This is a genomic window from Streptomyces sp. NPDC101152 (assembly GCF_044768275.1).
Taxonomy (GTDB): Bacteria; Actinomycetota; Actinomycetes; order Streptomycetales; family Streptomycetaceae; genus Streptomyces.
The window spans coordinates 32,770-56,548 of record NZ_JBIWPO010000023.1 but is presented as its reverse complement, the minus strand read 5'-3'; the positions used below and the strand labels follow the sequence as shown (position 1 = coordinate 56,548).

Genomic DNA, 23,779 nt, shown 5'->3' with positions numbered 1-23,779 from the left:
TCAGCCCACCGCCGTCACCAGCACCGCCACCGTCGGCTGATCCGGCAGCGCCCCGGCCACCGCCGCGCGCACCTCGCGTGCCACCTCCACGGCCCGGTGGTCGGCGTCCACCGCGATCTCCACGCGCGCGTGGCGATACGGCAGGCCGCCCTCCTGTTCCCGCTCCTCGAAGTGCACCGCGCGACCGAGGCCCCGGGTCAGGCGGGCGACCCCGGGCACCCTCCGCGCGGCGGACGCCGCCCGCAGCTCGTCCCCGTCGCCGGGCTCCCCGGCGCGCGGCGGCTCGACCGGCGGTACGGCCTCGGGCTCCGGCTCCTCGTCCAGCAGCGCCGTCACCCGCAGATCCACCTCCGTCACCGCCAGCCCGAGCCGCCGCGTCGCCGCGGTCCCCAGTGCCGTCCGCAGCAGGGCCGCGGTCGTCGGCAGCGGCCGTACCGCCGTGGCCGCCAACCGGGCCGTCACCCGCAGTGCTCCCGGTGGCAGCGCGCTCGGCGGGGGCGGGACCACGGAGTCGTGTGTGTCGTCCGCATCGGCGAGGGCGATCCGCAGCGTGTCGAGCCGTATCCCGCCCACCTCCCCGGCCGCACCGCGCAGGACCGCCACGGCCGCCTCCTCGGTGATCCACACGCCGTCCCGCGGGCCGCCCAGCGGCAGCAGCCGGCCCGGACCCAGCCGGTGCCGCACCGTCTCGGCCCATCTGTCCGCCGTCATTTCTCCAGCCTGCCGCATCCCCGGCGCGTCAGGGGACAACCCCACTTACCGTGGTCCCAGAACGACGAACCGAAAGGGACGTACGGCGATGACCGACATGACGGAGCAGAACCGGACGAGGACCCCCACGGGCGAGCAGGAGGTGCCGGAGACCCCCGGGACGCGCAAGGCGCAGGTGACCCGGCGGGGCGGCGGAGACCCCGGCACCCGGGGCCGTACGTCCATCGCCGACGGGGTGGTGGAGAAGATCGCCGGGTTGGCGGCGCGGGACGTGGTCGGCGTGCACGCCCTCGGCAGCGGGCTCAGCCGCACCTTCGGCGCCGTCCGCGACCGGGTGCCCGGCGGTTCCAAGTCCGTGACCCGGGGCGTGAAGGCCGAGGTCGGCGAGGTGCAGACGGCGCTCGACCTGGAGATCGTCGTCGACTACGGCGTCTCGATCGCCGACGTCGCCCGCGCCGTGCGGGAGAACGTCATCGCGGCGGTGGAGCGGATGACCGGACTCGAGGTGGTCGAGGTCAACATCGCGGTGAGCGACGTGAAGCTGCCGGAGGAGGAGGACGAGGAGCCGGAGCCCCGGATCCAGTGACCGCCCGGCGAGTGGACAAGGGTGAGGGGAGCACACGATGAACATGGCCGTGGTCGGCATGATCGCCGGGATGGCGCTGGGCTTCGCCGGGTACTTCGGCGGCTTCGGGGCCTTCCTGCTGGTGGCCGCGCTGGGCGCCATCGGGTTCGTCGTGGGACGGTTCCTGGAGGGGGACCTGGAACTCGGCGACTTCTTCCGCCCGCGTGACGACCGCCGGCGGTGAGTGAGGTGAGCGACGGCGTCGGCGAACTCGGCAGACCCGTGACCGCCGTCCCACCCGGTGAACGCGGGGTCACCAGGATCGCCGACCGGGTCGTCTCCAGGATCGCCGCACAGGCGGCCCGCGAGGCCCTCGCCGACCGGTCGGCGCCCACGGCGCCGCCGTACGCCACCGTCGTCGTGCACCACGAGGCGGTCCGAATCAGCCTCCATCTCGAACTCGACTACCCCTGCGACATCGGCGCCCGGTGCGCGCAGGTGCGTCGACATGTCGCTTCGCGGGTACGCGAGTTGGTGGGCATGGAGGTGCCGGAGGTCGCCGTCCACGTGGAGCGGCTGCACCTGACCCCGGCGCACGGCGCGGTACAGGGGAGGACGCGATGAGCGAGCCCCAGGGCTCCGAGGGCACCACACAACGACTGCCGGTCATCGAGAGGGAACCCGCGCGCGAAGCGGCCTACGGGCCGCCGCCGTCCGGCCAGGACGGCGACCAGGGCCGCTTCTGGTCCGCGCGCCGCGTCCCCGCGGGCATCGTGGCGCTGCTGATCCTGGCGGTCGCCGGCCTGTTCCTGTACGACGTCGCGGCCGTGCGGGCCCACCGGCCGGCGATGGGCTGGCGCCGCGAACTCGCCCACCAACTGGCGAGCCGCCCCCTCGACGACACCTGGGTCCTCGTCGGCGCCGCGGTCGCCGCGGTCCTCGGCCTCTGGCTGATCGTGCTGGCGGTGACCCCCGGCCTGCGCGGAGTCCTGCCGATGCGCCGCACCCAGGTAGACGTCCGCGCCGGACTGCACCGCGAGGCCGCCGCGCTCGTGCTGCGCGACCGCGCCATGGACGTCGCCGGCATCCAGTCGGTACGGGTCAGGATGCGCCGCACGCGCGCCGACGTGTACGCCGTCTCGCACTTCCGCGACCTGGACGAGGTGCGCGCCGACCTGGACGCGACGATCACCGACGCGATCAGGGGCCTGGGGCTGGTCCACCCACCCGCGCCGGCCGTCCACGTACGGCGCTTGGGACGGAAGGGATGAGGACGGTGCTCAGGATCGTCGACCGCGTACTGATCGGGCTCGTGGGACTCGCCCTGCTCGTCCTGGGAGGCTGGGTCCTGGCCGTCGGACTGGGCGCGACCCCGCCCTCCTGGTGGCTCCACGACGGCCGCCACGACGTCCTGCTCAGCGACGCGGAACGCACCCGCTGGCAGGGGCACGGCTGGTGGTGGCCGACGGTCATCGCCGTGCTCGCCGCCCTCGTCCTGCTCGCCGCCTGGTGGCTGACCGCGGTCCTGCGCCGCCGCCGGCTCACCGAGGTGCTCGTCGACACCGGCGACGGCGAGGGCGCGCTGCTGCGCGGCCGGGCCCTCGAGGGCGTACTGGAGGGCGAGGCGGCCGGGCTGGACGGCGTGGCCCAGGCCCGCGCCCAGCTCACCGGCCGCCGCACGGCACCCGAGGTCCGCGTGGACCTCCTCCTGGAACCCCAGGTGGACCCGGCGACCGCCCTCCACCACCTGACCGCCACCTCCCTGACGCACGCCCGCAATTCGGCCGGTCTCGCGGCAATGCCGGCGGAGGTCAGGATGAGGGGCGTCAAACACCGTGCGGAAAGGGTCAGTTGACCGCGAGGCGACCGGCGCTCAGAACCCGTGCCGCATGCCGCCGTCGACCGGCAGCATGATCCCGGTCAGATAGGAGGCGGCCGGCGACAGCAGGAACGCCGCCGCCCGCCCGAACTCCTGCGGCGTGCCGTAACGCCTCAGCGGGATACGGGACTCATGGGCGGCGCGAGTGGCCTCCGGGTCGGCGGACATCCCGTCCAGCTCGCGCACGCGGTCGGTGTCGATGCGGGACGGCAGCAGCCCCACGACCCGGATGCCGCGCGGCCCCAACTCGTCCGACAGGGACTTCGCGAAGCCGGCGAGCCCCGGCCGCAGCCCGTTGGAGATGGTCAGGCCGGGAATCGGCTCGTGCACCGAAGCCGACAGCACGAACCCGATGACACCTCCCGCCTCCAGCTCGGCGGCGGCCGCCCTCGCCAGCCGGACGGCCCCCAGGAAGACCGACTCGAAAGCCGCCTGCCACTGCTCGTCCGTGTTGTCGGCGACGAACCCGGGCGCCGGCCCGCCCACGCTCACGAGTACACCGTCGAACCCGCCGAACCGCTCCCGCGCCGCCGCGACCAAACGGGCCGGCGCCTCGGGATCGGCGTTGTCGACGGCCACCCCGAAGGCGTTCGGCCCCAGCGCCGCCGCCGCGTCGGCCACCCGCTGCTCGTCCCGCCCGGTCAGCACCACCTTCGCGCCGTCGGCCACCAGCTCCCGCGCCGCCGCGCTGCCGAGCCCGCGGGTGGCCCCCGTGACGACGTACACCCGGTCCTTCAGTCCAAGATCCATGGCCCCTATCCTGCCTCGCCGTCGTCGAACAGGGCGAGGGCGGTGTTCACCAGGCCGACGTGACTGAAGGCCTGGGGCACGTTGCCGAGCTGGCGTCCGGCCACGGGGTCGTACTCCTCGGACAGCAGTCCCACGTCGTTGCAGAGCCCCACCAGCCGTTCGAACAGCTCTCGTGCCTCCGTCGTGCGGCCCGTCATCTGCAGCGCGTCCGCCAGCCAGAACGAGCAGACGAGGAAGGCGCCCTCCTCGCCGGGCAGCCCGTCCACGGTCGTCCCGTCGGTGCTGTAGCGGCGCAGGAAGCCGTGGTGCGTGAGCTCCTCGCGGATCGCGGCGATGGTGCCGAGGACGCGGGGGTCGTCCGGTGGCAGAAAGCCCACGCGCGGCACGAGGAGGAGGGCCGCGTCGAGTTCGCGGGAGCCGTAGGACTGCGTGAAGGTGTTCCGCTCGGTGTCGAAGCCCTTCTCGCAGACCTCCCGGTGCACCTCGTCGCGCAGCGCGCGCCACCCGTCCAGGTCGCCGTCCAGCTCGGGGTGCTCCTCCAGCGTGCGCACCGCCCGGTCGGCGGCCACCCAGACCATGACCTTCGAGTGCGTGAAGTGCCGCCGGCCGCCGCGCACCTCCCACAGCCCTTCGTCCGGCTGCCGCCACTCGTCGCGCAGCCAGTCCATCAGCGCCACCTGGATCGCCCACATGTGCGGCCTGGTGGACAGACCTGACCTCCGGGCCAGGTACAGCGAGTCCATGACCTCGCCGTACACGTCCAGCTGCAGCTGGGTGTAGGCGTCGTTGCCGATCCGTACGGGCGTGGAGCCGGCGAAGCCCGCGAGCCAGGGCAGCTCGACCTCCGGCAGCCGCCGCTCGCCCGCGAGGCCGTACATGATCTGCAGATCGGCCGGGTCACCCGCGACCGCGCGCAGCAGCCAGTCACGCCAGGCCTCGGCCTCCTCCCGGTAGCCGGCGGACAGCCCCACGTTCAGGGTGAGGGTCGAGTCGCGCAGCCAGCAGTAGCGGTAGTCCCAGTTACGCATACCGCCCAGCTCCTCGGGGAGCGAGGTGGTGGCGGCGGCCACGATGCCGCCGGTCGGACGGTAGGTGAGCGCCTTGAGGGTGATCAGGGAGCGGACGACGGTGTCGCGGTGCGGTCCGTCGTAACGGCAGCGCCCCGCCCACTCCCGCCAGTCGCGGACGCTGGTGCGCAGTGCCTTGTACGGGTTGATGCGCGGCGGGGGAGACTCGTACGAGGGGTGCCAGCCGAGGACGAACGCGACCTTCTCGCCCTCCCCGACCGTGAACTCCGTGTGCGTGCCCAGGTCCTCGCCCCAGGTGCGCACGTCCGGTTCGCTGCGCAGCCAGACGGCGTCCGGGCCCGCCACGGCCACCCGCTCGCCGTCGGACCTGTGCACCCACGGCACGATCGAGCCGTAGTCGAAGCGCAGCCGCAGGGTGCTGTGGACGGTGACCCGGCCACCGAGGCCCTCGACGATACGGACGAGGTGGGGGGTGCGGTCGCGCTCGGGCATGAAGTCGGTGACGCGCACCGCGCCCTCGCCGGTCTCCCAGTCGGTGTCCAGGACCAGGGTGTCGTGCCGGTAGGCGCGCCGGGTGCAGGGGACTTCGGCGTCCTTGGGGGCGATGCGCCAGTAGCCGTTGTCCTCGTCGCCGAGCAGCCGGGCGAAGCAGGCCGCGGAGTCGAAGCGGGGCAGGCACAGCCAGTCGACCGAGCCGTCCCGGCCGACCAGGGCCGCGGTCTGTTCGTCGCCGATGAGGGCGTAGTCCTCGATGCGCGGGTGCACGCTGTGCGGGTTCCCGGCGGAAGAGGCCGACAATCCAGTGCGGCACCAGGGGTGGCCCGGGCGGGTGAGCCGGGCCGGTGCCTCACACCGAGGCCGGCTCGGCCTGCGTCTCGGACTCCTTCGCCGCCTCGGCCCGGTCCCGGCGCTCGCGCTTGACGAGCACCCACCAGCCGTAGGGGACGCCCGCCGCGAACAGCCACCACTGGATCATGTAGGCGTAGTTCAGCGGAGCGTCCTCCTTGCCGGGGTCGGAGATCTGCTGGGGCGTGCCGCCCTTAGGCTGGGGCGCCGTCTGCTGGATGTAGCCGCCGAGCACCTCCGCGCCCAGCCGGCGGGCCTGCTCCTCGCTGTTGATCAGCATGACCTGCCGGGGCGGCAGCCCGCTGAGGTCCTTGATGCCGCTCGCTGCGGTCGTCTCGTCGGGCATCAGCCGCCCGGAGACGGTCACCTGCCCGGCCGGGGGCGCGGGCACCTTCGGGAACGTCGTCTGGCTGGGGCCGTCGGAGGGGATCCAGCCCCGGTTGACCAGCAGCACCTTGCCGTCGGTGAGCACGAACGGGGTCAGGACGTGGTAGCCGACCTCGTCGTCGGAGTTGGTGCGGCGGCGCACGACGACCTCGTCCTTGGTGTCGAAGTGGCCCTGCGCCGTCACCGTCCGGTAGCGGTCGTGCCTGGTCACGGTGTGTCCCGGCGAGGTCAGCGCCTCCGCGGGCACGGGCTTGGCGTGCAGCGCGTCGGACACCAGCTGGTTACGGGCGCTGCGCTCCTCGTAGCGGTGCATCTGCCAGATGCCCAGCCTGATCATCGTGGGGATGAGCAGCAGGGCGACCAGCGTGAGGATCACCCACTGCCGGGTCAACAGGAAGCGGTACACCCCACGACCGTACAACTCGGACCGCGGGGTGCCGTCGCCAGGGGGGCGCTCAGACCCGGTCGACGATGCCCGCCTTCCCGGCCTCGCGGGCGCAGTGGGCACCGCAGTACCACTGGCCCCCGGCCTCGACGCCCTGCCCGATGATCTGCACCCGGCAGTGCTCGCAGACCGGAGCCATGCGGTGGATCGCACAGGAGAAGCAGTCGAAGACGTGGATCGCGCCCTGGGCGTGCACCTCGAAGGTCATTCCGTAGTCATTGCCGCAAACTTCGCATTTAGCCATGCGCCACAGGGTGAGCCGCCTCCGCCGTGGGGGCGAGCCGGCGGTGGGCGAGTCGCCGCGCAATCACCCGTCCGTACGGGTCACCCGTCGGCCGGCGCCACGTCGCGCAGCAGCTGTCCGAAGGCCGCCTCGTCGACCACCGGCGTGCCGTACTGCCGCGCCTTGACCACCTTCGAGGTGCCCGAGTCCGGGTCGTTCGTCACGAGCAGACTCGTCAGCCGGGAGATGCTGGTCGCGACATGCAGCCCGGCCTGAACGGCACGGTCCTCCAGGAGGTCGCGTTCGACGGAGGTGTCCCCGGAGAAGGCGACCCGCATGCCCTGCTTGAGCGGCTTGCCGTCCTCGAAGCGGCCCGGGTTGGGATAGGGGCAGGCGGGCCGCCTGCGGGACGGGCGCCAAGTCGTCGGCCGGTAGCCGCCGTGACCGCCCGGCTGGCGCGGCACCGGGCTGTCGCTCCACTCCGTCAGCGGACGGCACTCCAGCAGCGGCAGCCGGACGCCGCCCTCAGCCGCGGCCCGCAGGCTCGGCCGGAACGCCTCCGCCAGCACGCGCGCGTCGTCCAGCGCGTGGTGCGCCCGCCGCTGGAGGACGCCGAAGTGGGCGGCCAGCGTCTCCAGCTTGTGGTTGGGCAGCGGCAGGTCCAGCTCCTTGGCGAGCGCGATGGTGCACAGCCGCTGGCGCACCGGCGCCTCGCGTTTCGCGCGCGCGTACTCCCTGGCGATCATCTGCCAGTCGAACACCGCGTTGTGCGCGACGAGCACCCGGCCCTCGAGCCGGGTCGCGAACTCCTCGGCGATGTCCGCGAACAGGGGCGCGCCCTCGAGCATCTCGCTCGTCAGACCGTGGATCCACACCGGGCCCGGGTCCCGCTCCGGGTTGACCGTCGTGTACCAGTGGTCCTCGACCTCGCCGCGCGCGTCCAGCCGGTAGACGGCCGCGGAGATGATCCGGTCGTCCCGGGCCAGGCCGGTTGTCTCCACGTCAACGACCGCGTATCCCTGCGGATACGCGACCGGCCACGCCGTGGGGGAGGACGCTGCGGGCGTACGGTCATCGAGCATGGTCCCTGAGGATACGGGCCGCCACTGACACGCCCCTCCGTCAGGTGCCCTGTCGCACAAGCCCGTTCGAATGTCCTGAATGCCCCCGCGCGTGGCTATGGACCTTTTCACCGCCCGGTGCGACCGTGCCTCCCGCCCGGCGTATGACCCCCGACGGAAGGGCGGTACGGCGTATGGCCCGCGTACGGTACGGCGCACGGACCGAGGAGGAGCTCGCCGCCGCGCGCACGGCGAGCGCACGGCTGCCCGACATCTGGTCCACCGGCGTGGTGGCGCTCTGGGAGACCGACCCGGACGCCCTCGCCGCGGTCCTGCCGCCGCCGCTGAAACCGACGGGCCGGCCGCTGGTCCGCGTCAACATCAGCAAGGTCGACCTGCCCGGATACCCGCTCGGCGCGGGCTCGTTCGCGGTCGCCGCGAGTCACGGCGGCGTCGACGGCTGGTACCCGCTCGTCATGCCGATGACCCATGAGCGGGCCCTCACGGGCGGCCGCGAGGTCTTCGGGGAGCCGAAGAAGCTGGGGGAGGTGACGGTCGAGCGGGACGGGGACGTGGTCCGCGCGCGGATGGCCCGGTACGGCATCGCCTTCGTGGAGGTGCGCGGCCACGCCGGCGAACCGCTGCCCCTGCCGGAGCCGAGCCGCAGGACCGACTTCTACTTCAAGTTCCTGCCCGCCGTGGACGGTTCTGGCTTCGACGCCGACCCGGTGCTCGTGCACTGCGTGCGCAACGAGCGGGTGCGGCGGCTGGAGCACGTCACCGGGGAGGTGGTGCTGCGCGAGTCGGTGTACGACCCGGTGGCCGACCTGCCGGTCCGCGAACTCCACGACATCACCATCGGCGAGAAGACCAGCGACCAGCGCGGCAAGGTCGTCGAACGGGTCAGCGGCGAGGCCCTGTTGCCCTACGTCCACCAGCGGTACGACGATCCGCACCAGGTGCACGACGCCCCGCCGCCCAGCCCCGAGGGGAGCGCCTGATGCAGCTTCGGGCCGGACAGGTCGCCGTCGTCACCGGCGCCGCGAGCGGGATCGGGCTCGCCATGGCCCGCCGGTTCGCCACGGAGGGGCTGAAGGTGGTCCTCGCGGACGTCGAGGAGGCCGCGCTGGAGAAGGCCGTCGCGGAACTGCGGGCCGCCGGCGCAGAGGTGCACGCGCGCGTGGTCGACGTCGGCGAGCGCCAACAGGTGCTCGATCTCGCCGAGTCGGCGTACGACAGGTACGGCGCCGTCCATCTGCTGTGCAACAACGCCGGGGTCGGCTCGGGCGCCGAGGGCCGGATGTGGGAGCACGAACCGAACGACTGGAAGTGGGCGTTCTCCGTCAACGTGTGGGGCGTCTTCCACGGAATCCAGGCGTTCGTGCCGCGGATGATCAAGTCGGGTCAACCCGGTCATGTCGTCAACACGTCCTCCGGCGACGGCGGTATCGCCCCCCTGCCCACCGCCTCCGTGTACGCCGTCACCAAGGCGGCCGTCGTCACCATGACCGAGTCCCTGTACGCCCACCTGAGGGCGGAGCACGCGCGCGTGGGCGCGTCGGTGCTCTTCCCCGGGCCGCACATGCTGCGCACCGGCCTGTGGGAGTCCCACCGCAACCGCCCCGAGCGGTACGCCAAGAAGAGGCCGCGCAGAACGCCCTACCGCAGCCTCGACCAGTGGGAGACCGCGATGCGCGCGGCGGGCAAGGAGGTCTCCTTCACGCCCGTGGAGGAGGTCGCGGAGTTCGTCGTCGAGGGTGTCCGAGCCGACCGCTTCTGGCTGCTGCCGCCGAGCGAGCACAGCGACGCGCAGATCCGCGCGCGGGCCGCGTCGATGCTGGACCGCACGAACCCGTCGTACCTGGAGAGCTTCATCCTGGACTGAGGAGGCCGGTGTGACGACCGACCGGGACCCGTACCTGATCATCTCCTCCGACTGCCACGCCGGGCTGCCCACCGAGGAGTACCGGCCCTATCTGGACCGGCGATTCCACCGGGACTTCGACGAGTTCCTCGCCGGGCGCGAGCGGCGCCGCGAGGAGATGACCCGGCTCGGCATCCGCAACGACGCGTTCGCGACCAAGTGGTTCGAGGACAACGAGGAGGGGCTGCGCGGGGGTTGGGAGCCCGCGCAGCGGCTCAAGGAACTCGACGGCGACGGGGTGGCCGCCGAGGTGGTCTTCCCGGACGCGGACGCCGTCGACAGCCGCACGGCCGCACCCTTCGGCGTGGGCCTCGGCCTGTCCGGCGACCACGACCCGGAGCTGGGCATGGCGGGCGCCCAGGCGCACAACCGCTGGCTGGCCGACTTCGTCTCGCAGCACCCCGAACGGCACTGCGGGGTCGCCCTGCTGCCCGTCACGGCCGAGGTGCCCAAGGTGGTCGCCGAGATCCACCGGGCCAGGGAGTCGGGGCTCGGCGCGCTCATGATCCCCGCCCTGTGGGGCGACAAGGAGCCCTACCACGACCGCCGTTACGACCCCGTGTGGGCGGCGGCGGCCGAGTGCGGGATGCCGGTGCTGACCCACTCCGGATCGTCGCCGCGCCACGAGTACGGTGACCACCTGGGCATCTTCGTCAGCGAGGTCACCTGGTGGCCGTCCCGCCCGCTGTGGTTCCTCCTGTGGTCCGGCGTCTTCGAACGCCACCCCGGACTGAGGTTCGGCGTGGCGGAGTCGGGCTGCTGGTGGCTGCCGAACCTGCTGTGGTTCATGGACCGCCTCTACCTGGGCGCGCACGGCGGCAAGAAGCTCTCCCCCTTCGCGGGGCTGGGGCGCCCGCCGAGCGAGTACCTCGACCGCCAGATCTTCGTCTGCGCGACCAACACCAAGCGCCGCGAACTCGCCCAGCGCTACGAGATCGGCGTCGACAACATCCTCTGGGGCAGCGACTTCCCGCACCCCGAGGGCACCTGGCCCGACACACGCGCGTGGCTGCGCCGCACCTTCCACGACATCCCGGTCACGGAGACGCGCCGCATGCTGGGCCTGGCGGCGGCGGAGGTCTTCGGCTTCGACGTGGAGCGGCTGACCCCGCTCGCCCACCGCATCGGCCCGACCCCGGACGACCTCGGCCAGCCCGAGGACCAGCGGGCCGTGGAGGCCTCCTGGGCGGGCTCGCGCGAGGTGGGCCGCCACTGGCTGACCGGCCACGACTTCCCGACCCTGGGGGTGACGCGGTGAGCGGCGGCGACCGGTACACGGTGATCTCGGCCGACTGTCATGCGGGGGCCGACCTGCTCGACTACAGGCCGTACCTGGAGAAGCGCTACCACGACGAGTTCGACGTGTGGGCGGCGACCTACGTCAACCCCTACGAGGACCTGCTCGCCGACGCGGCCGACCAGAACTGGAACTCCGAGCGCCGGCTGGCGGAGCTGGAGCAGGACGGCATCGTCGCCGAGGTGGTCTTCCCCAACACCATCCCGCCGTTCTTCCCGTCCGGCTCCCTCATGGCCCCGGCCCCGACGGCCGAGGACTTCGAGCGGCGCTGGGCCGGCCTGCGCGCCCACAACCGCTGGCTCGCGGACTTCTGCGCGGCCGCCCCGGGCCGGCGCGCGGGCGTCTTCCAGATCCTCCTGGGCGACGTGCAGGAGGCGGTCAAGGAGATCAGGTGGGCCTCCCAGGCGGGCCTGAAGGGCGGCCTGATGCTCCCCGGCACCCCGCCGGGCTCCGGGCTCCCCGAGCTCTACTCGCAGACGTACGACCCCATCTGGGCCGTCTGCGAGGAACTCGGCGTCCCCGTCAACCACCACGCGGGCTCCGCGTCCCCGCCGCTCGGTGACGAACCGGCCGCCCGTGCGGTGTTCATGGTCGAGACGACATGGTTCTCCCACCGCGCCCTGTGGCACCTGGTCTTCGGCGGTGCCTTCCGTCGTCATCCGGACCTCAGGCTCGTCCTCACCGAGCAGGGGTCGGGCTGGATCCCGGGCGTGCTCGACATGCTGGACTACTACCACGGCCGACTGATCGCCGCCGCGACCAGGGCTTCCACCGCGGAGTCCAAGTTCGGGGCGGGGCTCGCCGCCCGCATGGGCAAACCGCCCTCCGAGGTCTGGCACGACAACTGCTACGTCGGCGCCAGCTTCATGCGCCCCCACGAGGTGCCGCTCCGGGACCGGATCGGCGTCGACAAGATCATGTGGGGCAGCGACTACCCCCACGACGAGGGCACCTATCCGTACACGCGCGAGGGCCTGCGCTTCGCCTGCGCGGGCGTGCCCCGCGACGAACTCGCCGCGATGCTCGGCGGCAACGCGGCCCGCGTGTACGGCTTCGACCTCGACGTCCTGGACCCCATCGCGGCGAAGGTGGGCCCGACGGTCGAGGAGATCGCCCAACCGCTGACCGAGCCGCCCGAGGACGCGACGAGCCCGCTGTTCGCCAAGGGCGCCTCGGTACGGGTCTGGTGAGGCGGTGCGGAACGCCGGCGCGGGCGCCGACCGGGACCGGCGGGCGTCGGTACGGGTGAGATCGCGGCCCGGGTGGCATCCTCCCCGTGTGACAGAACCAACGCACGACGAGGCCCACGGGGGCGCAATGGGGGCGCGGCTGAACTGGCTGCGCGCGGCCGTTCTGGGCGCCAACGACGGCATCGTCTCGACCGCAGGGCTCGTCGTCGGCGTGGCCGGCGCGACCGACAGCCGTTCCGCGCTGCTCACCGCGGGGCTCGCCGGGCTGCTCGCCGGGTCCATGTCGATGGCCGCGGGCGAGTACGTGTCCGTGTCGACCCAGCGGGACTCGGAGATGGCCGCCCTCGCGCTGGAGAAACGGGAGCTGCGGGAGCAGCCGGAGGCCGAGCTGGAGGAGTTGACGGAACTGCTCGAGGATCGCGGACTGTCGCGCGAGGTGGCCCACGAGGCGGCCGAGCAGCTGACGCGGCGGGACGCGCTGAGGGCGCACGCACGCGTGGAACTCGGCATCGACCCCGACGAGCTGTCGAACCCGTGGCACGCGGCGTGGGCGAGCTTCCTGGCGTTCACGGTGGGCGCGCTGCTCCCGCTGCTGGCCATCGTGCTCCCGCCCGCCGGCTGGCGGCTGTGGATCACCGTGGTCTCGGTCCTGGCCGCTCTCGTCCTCACCGGCTGGACCAGCGCCCGCCTGGGTGCCGCCGAACCGCGCCGCGCGGTCCTTCGGAACGTGGTGGGCGGCGCGCTGGCGATGGGCATCACGTACGCGGCGGGGGCGCTTCTGGGTGCGGCCGGGGTGTAGCGGGCACGACCGCCGTCGGGCACGGCAGTTGGCGGAGATCACCAAGAAGCAAGCGCGTACCCCGGGAAATACTTGTGGGTAACAACGTCTAGCCCCCGCCGACCAGCGGTTCTACCGTGCCACCATGCCGAACCTGCCCGATGTCGTGCTGTGGTCGATACCCGCCTTCGTGCTGCTCACCGTGATCGAGATGATCAGTGTGCGCCTGCATCCCGACGAGGAGGCGGCCGGCTACGAGACGAAGGACGCCGTGACCAGCGTCGGCATGGGGCTCGGCAGCCTCGTCTTCGACTTCGTCTGGAAGATCCCGATCGTCGCGATCTACACGGCGGTCTACGAACTCACCCCGCTGCGCGTGCCGGTGCTGTGGTGGACGGTCCCGCTGATGCTCCTCGCGCAGGACTTCTTCTACTACTGGTCGCACCGCGGCCACCACGTCATCCGCATCCTGTGGGCGTGCCACGTCGTCCACCACTCCAGCCGGAAGTTCAACCTCACCACCGCGCTGCGCCAGCCCTGGACGTCATGGACGGTCTGGCCCTTCTACGTCCCCCTCATCGCCGCCGGCGTGCACCCGGCCGCCGTCGCCTTCTGCTCCTCGGCGAACCTCGTCTACCAGTTCTGGATCCACACCGAGCGGATCGACAAGATGCCGCGCTGGTTCGAGTTCGCCCTCAACACCCCGTCCCACCACCGCGTCCACCATGCCTCCCAGGGCGGCTACCTGGACCGCAACTTCGGCGGCATCCTCATCGTCTGGGACCGGCTCTTCGGATCGTTCGTGCCCGAGGGGGAGCGGCCCGTCTACGGGTTGACCAAGAACATCAACACGTTCAACCCGATCAAGGTCGCCACCCATGAGTACGTCGCGATCCTCAAGGACCTACGCGCGGCGACCGGTTGGCGGGAGCGGGCCGGACGGGTGTTCCGGGGGCCCGGCTGGGCGCCGGAACCGGCCGGGGAGGCGACCATGGTGGCGGAGCCGGCTCCCGCCGAAGGAACCGCGGCCGCGTGACGCCCGACCCCGAGGGCACGGCACGCACGCGTGCCGTCGCGCCCCTCCTCCTGGGCGCCTTCAGCACCGTCGCCGCCGTCGACCTCGTCTCCCTGGCCGCCGGCTTCCACCCCGGCCATCTCGTCGCCAAGCCACTGTTGATGCCGCTCCTGGCCGCCTGCGCGAGCACACGCGGCGCGCCCCGGCTGCTGATCGCCGCGCTTCTCTTCGGCTGGGGCGGCGATGTTCTCCTGCTGTCCGACGCGTCCTGGGCCTTCCTCGCGGGCGTGGCGTCCTTCGCGGCGGGCCACCTCTGCTACGTCGTCCTCTTCCGGCGGCTCCTCCCGCGGTCCCGTAACGGCACTCCCCGCGCGCGTGGCCGCCTCCTCGCCTGCGTCTACGCCGCCGCCCTCGTCACCACGGTCGCGCTGCTGTGGCCGGACCTGCCGGCGGGCCTGCGCATCCCCGTCGCCTGTTACAGCACCCTGCTCACCGCCATGGCCTACTCCGCCGCCCGGCTCGGTCCGGTCGCCGGACTCGGCGGCGCGCTGTTCATGGTCTCCGACACGCTCATCGCCAGCGGAGTCGCCGACTGGCCGCAGCCCCCGCGGCCCCAGCTGTGGATCATGCTGACGTACTCGGCCGCGCAGTTCCTGCTGGTCCGGGGCAGCCTCGCGGAGCGGCCCGGGCCCGTGACGGCGTACCGCGAAGTGCGTTCGCCCACCCCCTGAGCGCGACCACGTCACCACGTGCCGGATCCCGTGGTGCAGCCGCCCACCGACGCCGTGGTGCGGGCACGAGTTCCTCGGGTTTCGTGGAGGAGACCGGCAGCGAGGTCACCGGCGTCCGCCGCGGTGTGCCGCGAGGGCCTGACCACGTCCTGCGGGCACGACGGCTTCTGGGGTTCCGTCGGGCACGACGCGGCCAGGGCGAGGCCGTCCGCGTACCGTTCGCCGACGGCACCCTCGGCACGGGCACCCGCCCCGGCGCCACGGTCGCCGTCGTGGGCGACGGAGCCGTCGGTCGGTGCGCGGTGCTCGCCGCTCGGCGCGGAGCGGATCATCGCGCCCGGCCGCCACCGGCGTCGACCTGAGCGTCATGTTCAACCGCAACGCGTTGCGCGGCAGTGTCGCGCCCGTCCGCAGCTACATCCCGGACCTGCTGCCCGACGTCTGGACGGCTACAAGGCGATGGACGAGCTCACGGCGCTCAAGGTCCTGGTCACCAACGACTGATCAGGTCCTGGTCGTCAACAGTTGATCAACGGATCGACGCGGCTCACGACCAGCGGATCGGCAGGGGCAGTGCCGTCAGCAGGCCCGACACCACGACCACCAGGCCCAGGGCCACGACCTCCATGCGCGCGGGGGAGCAGGCCGACAACGGGTCGGTGGCGCGGCGCAGCCTGATCCGCGCGCACAGGGCGAGCAGCGCGACGGCGCCCACGAGGAGCACCTTGGCCAGCAGGGTGCGCCCGTAGGCCGTCGTCGTCAGCTGGTCCAGGATCGAGTGCGGCGGCATTCGTCGCAGCGAACTCCAGGTGCCGCTCGCGGTGATGACGGCGAGCAGGACGGCCGCCACGCGCGCGTACAGCCCGAGCAGCGCCGGTCCCGCCTCCACGGGACCCCACCGTCGCAGGGTGCGCAGGACGTGCAGCAGACCGCCCGCCCACAGCGCCGCGCAGGTCAGATGCACCAGCGTCAGACCGGAGCCGACGAGCGGGGTGTGCTCGGGGGCCGGGTGGGCCCGCAGGGCCTCGGCCACGATCACCGCGCCCAGCGGCCAGAGTTGGCTTGCGGGGCGCCGGGAGCGGGCGCACGCGGCGGCCAGCAGGAAGGCGTTGACCTCGAGCAGGGCGAGTTTGCCGTCCCGCGAGGCGTACAGTCCGCCGACGTCGATCTGGTCGAGGCTGTGCGGCACCAGGTTGCCCGTCGAGACGACCGAGGCGAGTCCCAGGGCGGCGACGAAACCGGCGACGGCCGTGTACGGGCTCCAACTGCGCGGAGCGTCGGCGGTGGGGGCGCCGGGCAGCGAGCGGGTGAGACGGCCGACGAACCACTCGCCCACCGGGACGCACAGCGCCAGGAACACCACCGCACGCAGCAGCGCGATGCCACCGGTGCCAGGGGCCTCGGCCTCACCGGTGCCGTGCAGTGCGGCGGCCGGTCCGAGCAGGGGTATCAGGGCCGCGAGGCCCACCAGGACAAGGACGGTGACGGCCCGGCCGACGCCGGGACGGCGTATCGGCTCGCCGGCGTCGGCCGCCTCGGGCGTGGGTCGTGTCAAAGTCACCCCAGGATCTTCACCAGGTACCACAGAACCGGGCAAGTCGAGGGAAACAACCGGCGGTACGGCATTCCGCCCATGCGTACGTTTTCTGTCGCCCCCCTGACTCAGGCCCAGCCCGCGGGATCCGACCCCCAGTTCGTCGGCGGACGCGCCCAGTCACCCGGCCCGCCCGCGAAGGACACCGGCGACAGGGCGTGGCGCAGCCGCCCCAGCGTGCAGTCCCTCTCGGCGAGCCAGGGCCCGGGCCCGTCGCACGTGACATCCCCACGAGGGCCGGCCGGCAAGCCGTTCACGAGCCACTCGGCCGTCCGGGCGAGTGCGAGCCGCACGAGCCGGCTGCCGCCGTCCCGCGACTGCTCCGTCAGAGCCCGCAGCACGCCCGCCGCCAGCAGGTAGCCCGTCCCGTGGTCGAGGGCCTGCGCGGGCAGCGCGCCCGGCGCCCGCTTGGGCCCCTCGATCGCCGCGATCCCGGAGGCGGCCTGCACGAGACTGTCGAACCCCCGCCGCCGGGCCCACGGCCCGTACGCGCCCCAGGCCGACACCTGTGCCACGACGATCCCCGGCCGCCGCTCCGCGAGCGCCGGCGCCGAGAGTCCGAACCGGTCCAGGGTGCCCGGGCGGTACCCGGTGACGACGACGTCCGCCGTGGCGAGCAACTCCTCGAAGACGGACCGGTCGGCCGCCAGGTCCAGGAGTGCCGAGCGCTTCCCGAACCCGGTGTCGGCGTGCTGGTCGGGCAGTTCGGGCAGGTGCGGCGGGTCGAGGCGCAGGACGTCCGCACCGAGCAGGGCGAGCGTGCGGGTGGCGACCGGGCCGGCCAGCACCCGCGTCAGGTCCAGGACGCGCAGTCCGGCGGCGGGCAGCAGGGGAGAAGTGCCGGTCGGAGGAAGCACGCGCGCGGGGGCGTCGTCGAGCCGCGCACGCTCGACGAGCGGCCGCCGGGCCACCTCGGCGCCCTGCTCATGGGCGGCCCACTCCTCGGGTGTGCGCAGGGCGACAGCGAGTCCCCCGGCCGCGGTGACGGACTCCTCGACCTCGGCCGAGGTGCGCTCGGCGAGCGCCGCCCCGACGGCTTCCGCGTCCTCGGACACGCCCAGCGCGCCAAGCAGCCGCGCCCGGTGATGGGGATAGTTGGCGTGGGTCCGCACCCACCCGTCCGCGGTCGGCCACAAACGCGACAACGGTGCGAAGGAGACCGGCGCCCGCCCGTCGACGAGCAGGTGCCGCTCACTGTGGAACGCGGTCGCGACGGCCCCGTCGTCCACCTGGACAGCCGGCACCGCCGCGAGTCCCGCTCGCCGCGCCCCGAGCTCGGCGGCGGCCAGCGCACACGCCCCGACACAGGCGCGCGCCAGCTCCCGCACGGGAAGGCGCCCTGGCAGAGCGCCCTCCCGCACCACGGTCGACACGCGTGAGACAAGAGCGGGATCGCCGCCCACCGCGGACCATGCGAACTTGATTGCAGTCATGACTGCACTATGCAGTATTGACGCAATCAATATATGGACTGGGTTTCACGGGTGTCATGTGGATCTACTGCACCGCTTGCAGCGCGTTGACGATGCCGAAGCCGTAGAAACCGTTGACCCTCTTGCCGCCCACGCAGGTCGCGTCCACCACGCCGTCACCGTCCCCGTCGTACGGGCCGGCCGGGCAGCCCGGGTTGACCGCCTCGGCCTTGAGCAGCGCCTGCAACTGGGCCGGCGTCGCCCACGGGTGGGTCGACTTCAGCAACGCGGCCACCGCCGCCACGTGTGGCGAGGCCATCGACGTGCCCTGAAGGAAGCCGTAGGAGTCGTTGGGCAGCGTCGACAGGATGCGGCCGTTCTTCGACGGCGTGTCCGGGATCTGGTACTTGTCGCCGCCCGGCGCCGCGACGTCCACGACGCCGTAACCGTAGCTGGAGTAGTACGACTTGACGCCCTTGACGCCCGTCGCGCTGACCGTGACGACACCCGGCAACTGGGTCGGCACGTCGAAGCACTCGTGCGGGTCGACCGTACGGTTCACCGGAGTCGAGTCGTCCGGGCTGGAGCCGTCGACCAGGGCGTGGGAGTCCAGGTCGTCGTTGGAGTTGCCCGCGGAGGCCACATTGAGCGTGCCCTTGCGCTGGGCGTACAGCTGCGCCCTGTTGACGGCGTCGACGATGGCACGCTGATCGGGGTCGTCCATGCAGTTGTACAGCCAGGGATCCACGTAGTAGCTGTTGTTGGTGACCTCGACGCCGTGATCGGCGGCGAAGACGAAGGCGCACACCACGCTCTCCGGGAAGAAGAGCGAGTTCGCGTCCGGCTGCGCCACGGTGATGCTCGCGACCTGCACGCCCGGCGCCACGCCCGCGACGCCGATGCCGTTGCGGGCCGCGGCGATCTCGCCCGCCACATGCGTGCCGTGGTAGTGGTGGCCGTCGTTCACCGGCCGCCAGGCGCCGTAGCTGCTGTCCGCCTTGCCGCTGACACAGTTCGCCGACTGCGCGGCGGAGAAGTTGGGCGCGATGTCCGGGTGCGTGTCGTCGACGCCGGTGTCGATGACGGCGACGGTCACCTTCCTGCTGCCCGGGTTGATCTCGGCGGCCTTGTCCGCGCCGATCGCCCTGAGGTCCCACTGGTCCGCCTCGAGCGGCTCCTCGCCGGCCGTCGAGCTCTTCGCCAGCTTCGCCGCCTCCGCCTTGGACAGGTACTGCACCGCCCCCTGGTCCGTCGTCTGCGCGGAGCGCACCGGCGAGGTCCGGGAGGCACCGGCGGACTGCACCCCGCGCACCGTGCGTATCTTCCGCGCGAAGTCGAGGTCCGTGGAGTGGACGACGATCACGCCGATCCTGTCGTACGACACCACGACGGAACCGCCGGCCGCATTGATCGCGGCCTTGACCGACTTGATCGTGTAGGGATCCGTCCTCGTGTTGACGAGATAGGCGTAGGAGTCCTCGGCCGCCTGGGCGGTGGATTGCGCACGCGGTGTGGCCTGCGCGGCCGTCGGCAGGAAGCCGAGCGAGGCGGTCAGCGACAACGCGACCGGCACCGCGAGGGCGAGCCGACGTCTGGGACGCAGATGAGCCATGGGGTCTCCACATCATCCGGGTACGAAACAGCCCGAGTCACAGGTGGTGCTCGGGCAGGTACATGACGGGCGGTTCGGTCCGAAAAACTATCTTCCGAAGCGGCTGGTCAGCAATGAGTTGCCCAAGACGGGTTCGGAAAGTGGTCAAGGACGTTGAACCCGTCCTCGCGTGGCGCCGTGACCTTGGGCAGGGAACGCGAGGACACTCGCTCCGACCCCGTCCCGCCCGCATCCGCAACGCGAGGAGACTCCGTGGCCACCGAGACACCGCCCCCCTCGAAAACCCCAGCCGCACTCCCTTCCACCGAGGAGTTCACCGAGGTGCAGGAGAGCGCGGAGTTCGGTGAACTGCGCCGCTCCCACCGCTCGTTCGCCTTCCCGCTCACCGTCGGCTTCATCGCCTGGTACCTGCTGTACGTCCTGCTGTCGAACTACGCGGGCGACTTCATGGGCACCCAGGTGGTCGGCAACGTCAACGTGGCCCTCGTCCTGGGCCTCGCCCAGTTCCTGACCACGTTCCTCATCGCCTGGTGGTACGCGCGCCACGCCGCCGCGAAGCTCGACCCCAAGGCCGAGGCCATCAAGTCCCGGATGGAGGGCGGCGCATGAGCCCCGCGCAGCACACCCTGCTGGCCGCCGGAGAGGCGAGCCAGCACCGCCCGCTGATCACCACCCTGTTCGCGGTGTTCGTCGCCGCGACCCTCGTCATCACCGTCTGGGCCGGCCGCCAGACCAAGGACGCCGCCGACTTCTACGCCGGCGGACGGCAGTTCACCGGCTTCCAGAACGGCCTCGCCGTCTCCGGCGACTACATGTCCGCCGCGTCCTTCCTCGGCATCGCGGGCGCCATCGCCCTCTTCGGCTACGACGGCTTCCTGTACTCCATCGGCTTCCTGGTCGCCTGGCTGGTCGCCCTGCTCCTGGTCGCCGAACCGCTGCGCAACTCCGGCCGCTACACCATGGGCGACGTCCTCGCCTACCGCATGCGCCAGCGCCCGGTCCGCACCGCGGCCGGCACCTCGACCATCGTCGTGTCGATCTTCTACCTGCTGGCCCAGATGGCGGGCGCCGGCGTCCTGGTGTCCCTGCTGCTCGGCATCACCAGTGACGGTGGCAAGATCGGCATCGTCGCCCTGGTCGGCGTCCTGATGATCGTGTACGTGACGATCGGCGGCATGAAGGGCACCACCTGGGTCCAGATGGTCAAGGCCGTCCTGCTGATCGCCGGTGCGCTGCTGCTGACCTTCCTGGTGCTGCTGAAGTTCCACTTCAACGTCTCCGACCTGCTCGGCTCGGCCGCCGGCAACAGCGGCAAGGGCGCCGCCTTCCTGGAGCCCGGCCTGAAGTACGGCGCCACCGGCACCACCAAGCTGGACTTCATCTCCCTCGGCATCGCCCTCGTCCTGGGCACCGCGGGCCTCCCGCACATCCTGATCCGGTTCTACACCGTGCCGACCGCCAAGGCCGCCCGTAAGTCCGTGATCTGGGCGATCGGCCTGATCGGCGCCTTCTACCTGATGACCCTCGCGCTCGGCTTCGGCGCCGCCGCGCTGATCAAGCCCGGCGAGATCATCGCCTCCAACAAGGCGGGCAACACGGCGGCCCCGCTGCTCGCCCTGCACCTCGGCGGGGTCGACTCCAACTGGGGCGCGATCCTGCTCGCCACCATCTCCGCGGTCGCCTTCGCCACGATCCTCGCGGTCGTCGCGGGCCTGACCCTGGCCTCGTCCTCCTCCTTCGCGCACGACATCTACGCGAACGTCATCAAGAAAGGCCAGGGGAGCGAGAAGCAGGAGCTCGGCGCGGCCCGCTGGGCCACCGTCGGCATCGGCGCGGTCTCCATCGTCCTGGGCGCCCTCGCCCGCGACCTGAACGTGGCCGGCCTGGTCGCCCTCGCCTTCGCGGTCGCCGCCTCCGCCAACCTGCCGACGATCCTCTACAGCCTCTTCTGGAAGCGGTTCACCACCTCCGGCGCCCTGTGGTCGATCTACGGCGGCCTGGTCACCGCCGTCGGCCTGGTGCTGTTCTCGCCGGTGGTCTCCGGCAAGCCGGCGTCGATGTTCCCCGGCGTCGACTTCCACTGGTTCCCGCTGGAGAACCCCGGCATCATCTCGATCCCGGTCGGCTTCCTGCTCGGCATCGTCGGCACCTACCTGTCCAAGGAGGAGCCGGACGCCGGCAAGTACGCGGAACTGGAGGTCCGGTCCCTGACCGGCACCGGCGCCCACTGACTTCCCCCGGAGCACACCTGTGAGCGGCCGCGTCGTAGATGCCTACGACGCGGCCGCTTCGCACCTCGTGGGATCGGGCGCTGTCGTTGTCAGTCGTGTCACGTAGGCTCGCAAGTGACGGGAAAAGACTCACCCGAACTGATCCACCACGAGGGAGGGGGCCCACGTGCTCATCGACACCTACGGCCGAGTGGCCACCGACCTGAGGGTCTCGCTGACCGACCGGTGCAACCTGCGCTGTACGTACTGCATGCCCGAGGAGGGCCTGCAGTGGCTGGCCAAGCCCGACCTGCTCACCGACGACGAGATCGTCCGCCTGATCGACATCGCCGTCACCTCGCTCGGCATCGAGGAGGTCCGCTTCACCGGCGGCGAACCCCTGCTGCGCCCCGGCCTCGTCGGCATCGTCGAGCGCGTCGCGGCCCTCGAACCCCGCCCCCAGATGTCCCTCACCACCAACGGCATCGGCCTGCGGCGCACCGCGACCGCCCTGAAGGCGGCGGGACTGGACCGGGTCAACGTCTCCCTGGACACCCTGCGCCCGGACGTCTTCAAGGCCCTCACCCGCCGCGACCGCCACCAGGACGTCCTCGACGGCCTCGAAGCCGCCCGCGAGGCCGGCCTCACCCCGGTCAAGGTCAACTCGGTGCTGATGCCGGGCCTGAACGACGACGAGGCCCCGGACCTCCTCGCCTGGGCGGTGGAGCACGACTACGAACTGCGCTTCATCGAGCAGATGCCCCTGGACGCCCAGCACGGCTGGAAGCGCGAGGGCATGGTCACGGCGGGGGACATCCTCAGCTCCCTGCGCACCCGCTTCGACCTCACCCCCGAGGGCGCGGACGAGCGGGGCTCGGCCCCCGCCGAACGCTGGATCGTGGACGGCGGCCCCCACCGGGTGGGCGTCATCGCCTCGGTGACCCGCCCGTTCTGCGCGGCCTGCGACCGCACCCGCCTCACCGCCGACGGCCAGATCCGCACCTGCCTGTTCGCCCAGGAGGAGACGGACCTGCGAGCAGCCCTGCGCGACGGCGCCCCGGAGGAGGAGATAGCCCGCATCTGGCGTCTGGCCATGTGGGGCAAGAAGGCGGGGGCGGGCCTGGACGACCCCTCGTTCGTCCAGCCGGACCGCCCGATGTCGGCCATCGGCGGCTAGCGCCGCGGCCTAGGAACCCTCGGGCGCTTCCCACTCCGCGAGCAGAACGACGTCCTTCAGGAACCCCCGCACCCCGAGGAACTGCGACAGATGCTCGCGATGCTCCTCGCACGCGAGCCAGGTCTTGCGCCGCTCCGGTGTATGGATCTTCGGGTTGTTCCACGCCAGCACCCACACGGCGTCGACACGGCAACCCTTGGCGGAACAGATCGCGTCACTCACCAGCACGTCTCACAGAGGGGGAACAAGGCGACGCCGAGCAGCCACGGGGGGAGCTGCCCGGCGTCGGTCCGTCGCTCCGACGGGGGATGCGGAGCGCCTACGAAGTATGTCACGGGTAACCCGTCGCCCGGCACCTGAACAACATGATTGATCTGAGCTTTTCTTGAGCTTGGCGCGTAGTCGCCTTCCGCTTACGAGGCCTCCGCTCCGCTCACGCGCGATCGCCCGGCTCGCTCCGTACCCCCCGCCCCGGCTCCGCCGGGACATCGTCCGGGACCGATTCCGCGAAACCGTCACTCGTCTCCGGCGGCGTGATCATCGGACGCAGCGGAACGGTCACGAAGGTCGTGGGGAGCGACGGTGCGTTCTCCCGGCCGGCGTTCGCGATCACCACCGCGATATAGGGCAGAACTGCCCCGAGCACCAACGCCACGATCGCGACGTGCCGTTCGACGTTCCACAGCGAGGCCGCGAGGATCACCGCCACCGTACGGATCGACATCGAGATGACATACCGCCGCTGCCTGCCGCGTACGTCCTCGTGGAGACCGGTCCTGGCTCCGGTGATCCGGAACACCTGGCCGTTGCCGCCGCCATGCTGCTTCCGCATCACAATTCACCATCCACCCGCATCGGCCGCCCCCCGCCCCGTGTCCGGTCCGACCCCGGCCGGGGAACGAGGTCCGGACCCCTCCAACGTTACGCCGCGCCTGCGTCGCCTA

The 23,779-nt window shown here is 72.0% G+C and carries 26 protein-coding genes and 1 pseudogene; 16 read left to right on the top strand and 11 right to left on the bottom strand.

Annotation, left to right across the window (positions count from 1 at the left end; all coding sequences use genetic code 11):
- The gene (locus ACIRVK_RS26720) at positions 1-711 is read right to left on the bottom strand and encodes a nucleopolyhedrovirus P10 family protein (RefSeq protein WP_404251258.1); all 711 of its coding nucleotides are present in this window, start codon (positions 709-711) and stop codon (positions 1-3) included.
- 88 nt (positions 712-799) lie between these two features.
- Between ACIRVK_RS26720 and ACIRVK_RS26715 the strand changes: the two genes are divergently transcribed.
- The 5 genes from ACIRVK_RS26715 to amaP are packed head-to-tail and all read left to right on the top strand — an operon-like array spanning position 800 to position 3,131.
- The gene (locus ACIRVK_RS26715; protein WP_404251256.1) at positions 800-1,297 is read left to right on the top strand and encodes an Asp23/Gls24 family envelope stress response protein; all 498 of its coding nucleotides are present in this window, start codon (positions 800-802) and stop codon (positions 1,295-1,297) included.
- Positions 1,298-1,334: 37 nt separating this feature from the next.
- Positions 1,335-1,520, top strand: coding sequence for a hypothetical protein (locus ACIRVK_RS26710; protein ID WP_404251254.1), 186 nt, complete (start codon positions 1,335-1,337; stop codon positions 1,518-1,520).
- The gene (locus ACIRVK_RS26705) at positions 1,517-1,900 is read left to right on the top strand and encodes a hypothetical protein (RefSeq protein WP_404251252.1); all 384 of its coding nucleotides are present in this window, start codon (positions 1,517-1,519) and stop codon (positions 1,898-1,900) included. The genes ACIRVK_RS26710 and ACIRVK_RS26705 overlap by 4 nt, the downstream gene beginning before the upstream one ends.
- Entirely contained in the window at positions 1,897-2,547 is a 651-nt protein-coding gene (locus tag ACIRVK_RS26700; protein WP_404251250.1) for a DUF6286 domain-containing protein, read from the top strand. The genes ACIRVK_RS26705 and ACIRVK_RS26700 overlap by 4 nt, the downstream gene beginning before the upstream one ends.
- Positions 2,544-3,131 (top strand): alkaline shock response membrane anchor protein AmaP, encoded by a 588-nt coding sequence (amaP, locus tag ACIRVK_RS26695; RefSeq protein WP_404251248.1) that lies wholly within the window; start codon positions 2,544-2,546, stop codon positions 3,129-3,131. The genes ACIRVK_RS26700 and amaP overlap by 4 nt, the downstream gene beginning before the upstream one ends.
- An 18-nt stretch (positions 3,132-3,149) precedes the next feature.
- On the opposite strand, the gene ACIRVK_RS26690 is transcribed toward amaP, so the two are convergent.
- The 5 genes from ACIRVK_RS26690 to ACIRVK_RS26670 form a co-directional block, all read right to left on the bottom strand.
- Positions 3,150-3,905: an SDR family oxidoreductase gene (locus tag ACIRVK_RS26690; protein ID WP_404251247.1), complete on the bottom strand. Its 756-nt coding sequence runs from the start codon at positions 3,903-3,905 to the stop codon at positions 3,150-3,152.
- A 5-nt stretch (positions 3,906-3,910) separates the two neighbouring features.
- Positions 3,911-5,698, bottom strand: coding sequence for a glycoside hydrolase family 15 protein (locus ACIRVK_RS26685; RefSeq protein WP_404251245.1), 1,788 nt, complete (start codon positions 5,696-5,698; stop codon positions 3,911-3,913).
- Positions 5,699-5,780: 82 nt separating this feature from the next.
- Positions 5,781-6,572, bottom strand: a complete 792-nt coding sequence (locus ACIRVK_RS26680) for an SURF1 family protein (RefSeq protein ID WP_404251243.1) — start codon at positions 6,570-6,572, stop codon at positions 5,781-5,783.
- 49 nt (positions 6,573-6,621) lie between these two features.
- Positions 6,622-6,855: a hypothetical protein gene (locus ACIRVK_RS26675; protein ID WP_404251242.1), complete on the bottom strand. Its 234-nt coding sequence runs from the start codon at positions 6,853-6,855 to the stop codon at positions 6,622-6,624.
- 80 nt (positions 6,856-6,935) lie between these two features.
- Complete coding sequence (locus ACIRVK_RS26670; protein ID WP_404251240.1) at positions 6,936-7,916, bottom strand: DEDDh family exonuclease; 981 nt, start codon at positions 7,914-7,916, stop codon at positions 6,936-6,938.
- 173 nt (positions 7,917-8,089) lie between these two features.
- Between ACIRVK_RS26670 and ACIRVK_RS26665 the strand changes: the two genes are divergently transcribed.
- The 8 genes and pseudogenes from ACIRVK_RS26665 to ACIRVK_RS26630 form a co-directional block, all read left to right on the top strand.
- Positions 8,090-8,896 (top strand): acetoacetate decarboxylase family protein, encoded by an 807-nt coding sequence (locus tag ACIRVK_RS26665; protein ID WP_404251238.1) that lies wholly within the window; start codon positions 8,090-8,092, stop codon positions 8,894-8,896.
- Positions 8,896-9,780 (top strand): SDR family NAD(P)-dependent oxidoreductase, encoded by an 885-nt coding sequence (locus ACIRVK_RS26660; protein WP_404251237.1) that lies wholly within the window; start codon positions 8,896-8,898, stop codon positions 9,778-9,780. The genes ACIRVK_RS26665 and ACIRVK_RS26660 overlap by 1 nt, the downstream gene beginning before the upstream one ends.
- 10 nt (positions 9,781-9,790) lie before the next feature.
- A complete protein-coding gene (locus tag ACIRVK_RS26655; RefSeq protein WP_404251235.1) occupies positions 9,791-11,077 on the top strand; it encodes an amidohydrolase family protein in 1,287 nt (428 codons plus the stop codon).
- Positions 11,074-12,306, top strand: coding sequence for an amidohydrolase family protein (locus ACIRVK_RS26650; RefSeq protein WP_404251233.1), 1,233 nt, complete (start codon positions 11,074-11,076; stop codon positions 12,304-12,306). The genes ACIRVK_RS26655 and ACIRVK_RS26650 overlap by 4 nt, the downstream gene beginning before the upstream one ends.
- An 88-nt stretch (positions 12,307-12,394) precedes the next feature.
- The gene (locus tag ACIRVK_RS26645) at positions 12,395-13,105 is read left to right on the top strand and encodes a VIT family protein (RefSeq protein WP_404251231.1); all 711 of its coding nucleotides are present in this window, start codon (positions 12,395-12,397) and stop codon (positions 13,103-13,105) included.
- A gap of 124 nt (positions 13,106-13,229) precedes the next feature.
- Positions 13,230-14,120, top strand: coding sequence for a sterol desaturase family protein (locus tag ACIRVK_RS26640; RefSeq protein WP_404251229.1), 891 nt, complete (start codon positions 13,230-13,232; stop codon positions 14,118-14,120).
- Positions 14,117-14,830: a lysoplasmalogenase gene (locus tag ACIRVK_RS26635; protein WP_404251227.1), complete on the top strand. Its 714-nt coding sequence runs from the start codon at positions 14,117-14,119 to the stop codon at positions 14,828-14,830. Before ACIRVK_RS26640 ends, ACIRVK_RS26635 begins: the two co-directional genes overlap by 4 nt.
- Positions 14,831-14,867: 37 nt before the next feature.
- Positions 14,868-15,334, top strand: a pseudogene (locus ACIRVK_RS26630) (hypothetical protein); the annotation flags it as partial.
- A gap of 43 nt (positions 15,335-15,377) precedes the next feature.
- Here the strand turns inward: ACIRVK_RS26630 and ACIRVK_RS26625 are convergent.
- The 3 genes from ACIRVK_RS26625 to ACIRVK_RS26615 form a co-directional block, all read right to left on the bottom strand.
- A complete protein-coding gene (locus tag ACIRVK_RS26625) occupies positions 15,378-16,391 on the bottom strand; it encodes a CopD family protein (protein ID WP_404251225.1) in 1,014 nt (337 codons plus the stop codon).
- A gap of 101 nt (positions 16,392-16,492) precedes the next feature.
- Entirely contained in the window at positions 16,493-17,857 is a 1,365-nt protein-coding gene (locus ACIRVK_RS26620) for a CoA transferase (protein WP_404251223.1), read from the bottom strand.
- 64 nt (positions 17,858-17,921) lie between these two features.
- The gene (locus ACIRVK_RS26615; RefSeq protein ID WP_404251221.1) at positions 17,922-19,448 is read right to left on the bottom strand and encodes a S8 family serine peptidase; all 1,527 of its coding nucleotides are present in this window, start codon (positions 19,446-19,448) and stop codon (positions 17,922-17,924) included.
- Between the two features lie 252 nt (positions 19,449-19,700).
- On the opposite strand from ACIRVK_RS26615, the gene ACIRVK_RS26610 reads away from it, so the two are divergent.
- The 3 genes from ACIRVK_RS26610 (at position 19,701) to moaA (ending at position 22,835) form a co-directional block, all read left to right on the top strand.
- Complete coding sequence (locus ACIRVK_RS26610) at positions 19,701-20,057, top strand: DUF485 domain-containing protein (RefSeq protein WP_404251219.1); 357 nt, start codon at positions 19,701-19,703, stop codon at positions 20,055-20,057.
- On the top strand, positions 20,054-21,679 hold the full coding sequence (locus ACIRVK_RS26605) for a cation acetate symporter (RefSeq protein WP_404251217.1): 1,626 nt from the start codon (positions 20,054-20,056) through the stop codon (positions 21,677-21,679). The genes ACIRVK_RS26610 and ACIRVK_RS26605 overlap by 4 nt, the downstream gene beginning before the upstream one ends.
- Before the next feature lie 166 nt (positions 21,680-21,845).
- Entirely contained in the window at positions 21,846-22,835 is a 990-nt protein-coding gene (gene moaA, locus ACIRVK_RS26600; protein WP_404251215.1) for a GTP 3',8-cyclase MoaA, read from the top strand.
- 9 nt (positions 22,836-22,844) lie between these two features.
- Here the strand turns inward: moaA and ACIRVK_RS26595 are convergent, their stop codons facing one another.
- Together ACIRVK_RS26595 and ACIRVK_RS26590 are read right to left on the bottom strand one after the other, a co-directional pair.
- Positions 22,845-23,057, bottom strand: a complete 213-nt coding sequence (locus ACIRVK_RS26595; protein ID WP_404251213.1) for a hypothetical protein — start codon at positions 23,055-23,057, stop codon at positions 22,845-22,847.
- Between the two features lie 211 nt (positions 23,058-23,268).
- Positions 23,269-23,667 carry a DUF3099 domain-containing protein gene (locus tag ACIRVK_RS26590; protein ID WP_404251212.1) on the bottom strand — a complete coding sequence of 133 codons (399 nt, stop codon included), beginning with the start codon at positions 23,665-23,667 and terminating at the stop codon, positions 23,269-23,271.
- Positions 23,668-23,779: the final 112 nt, after the last annotated feature.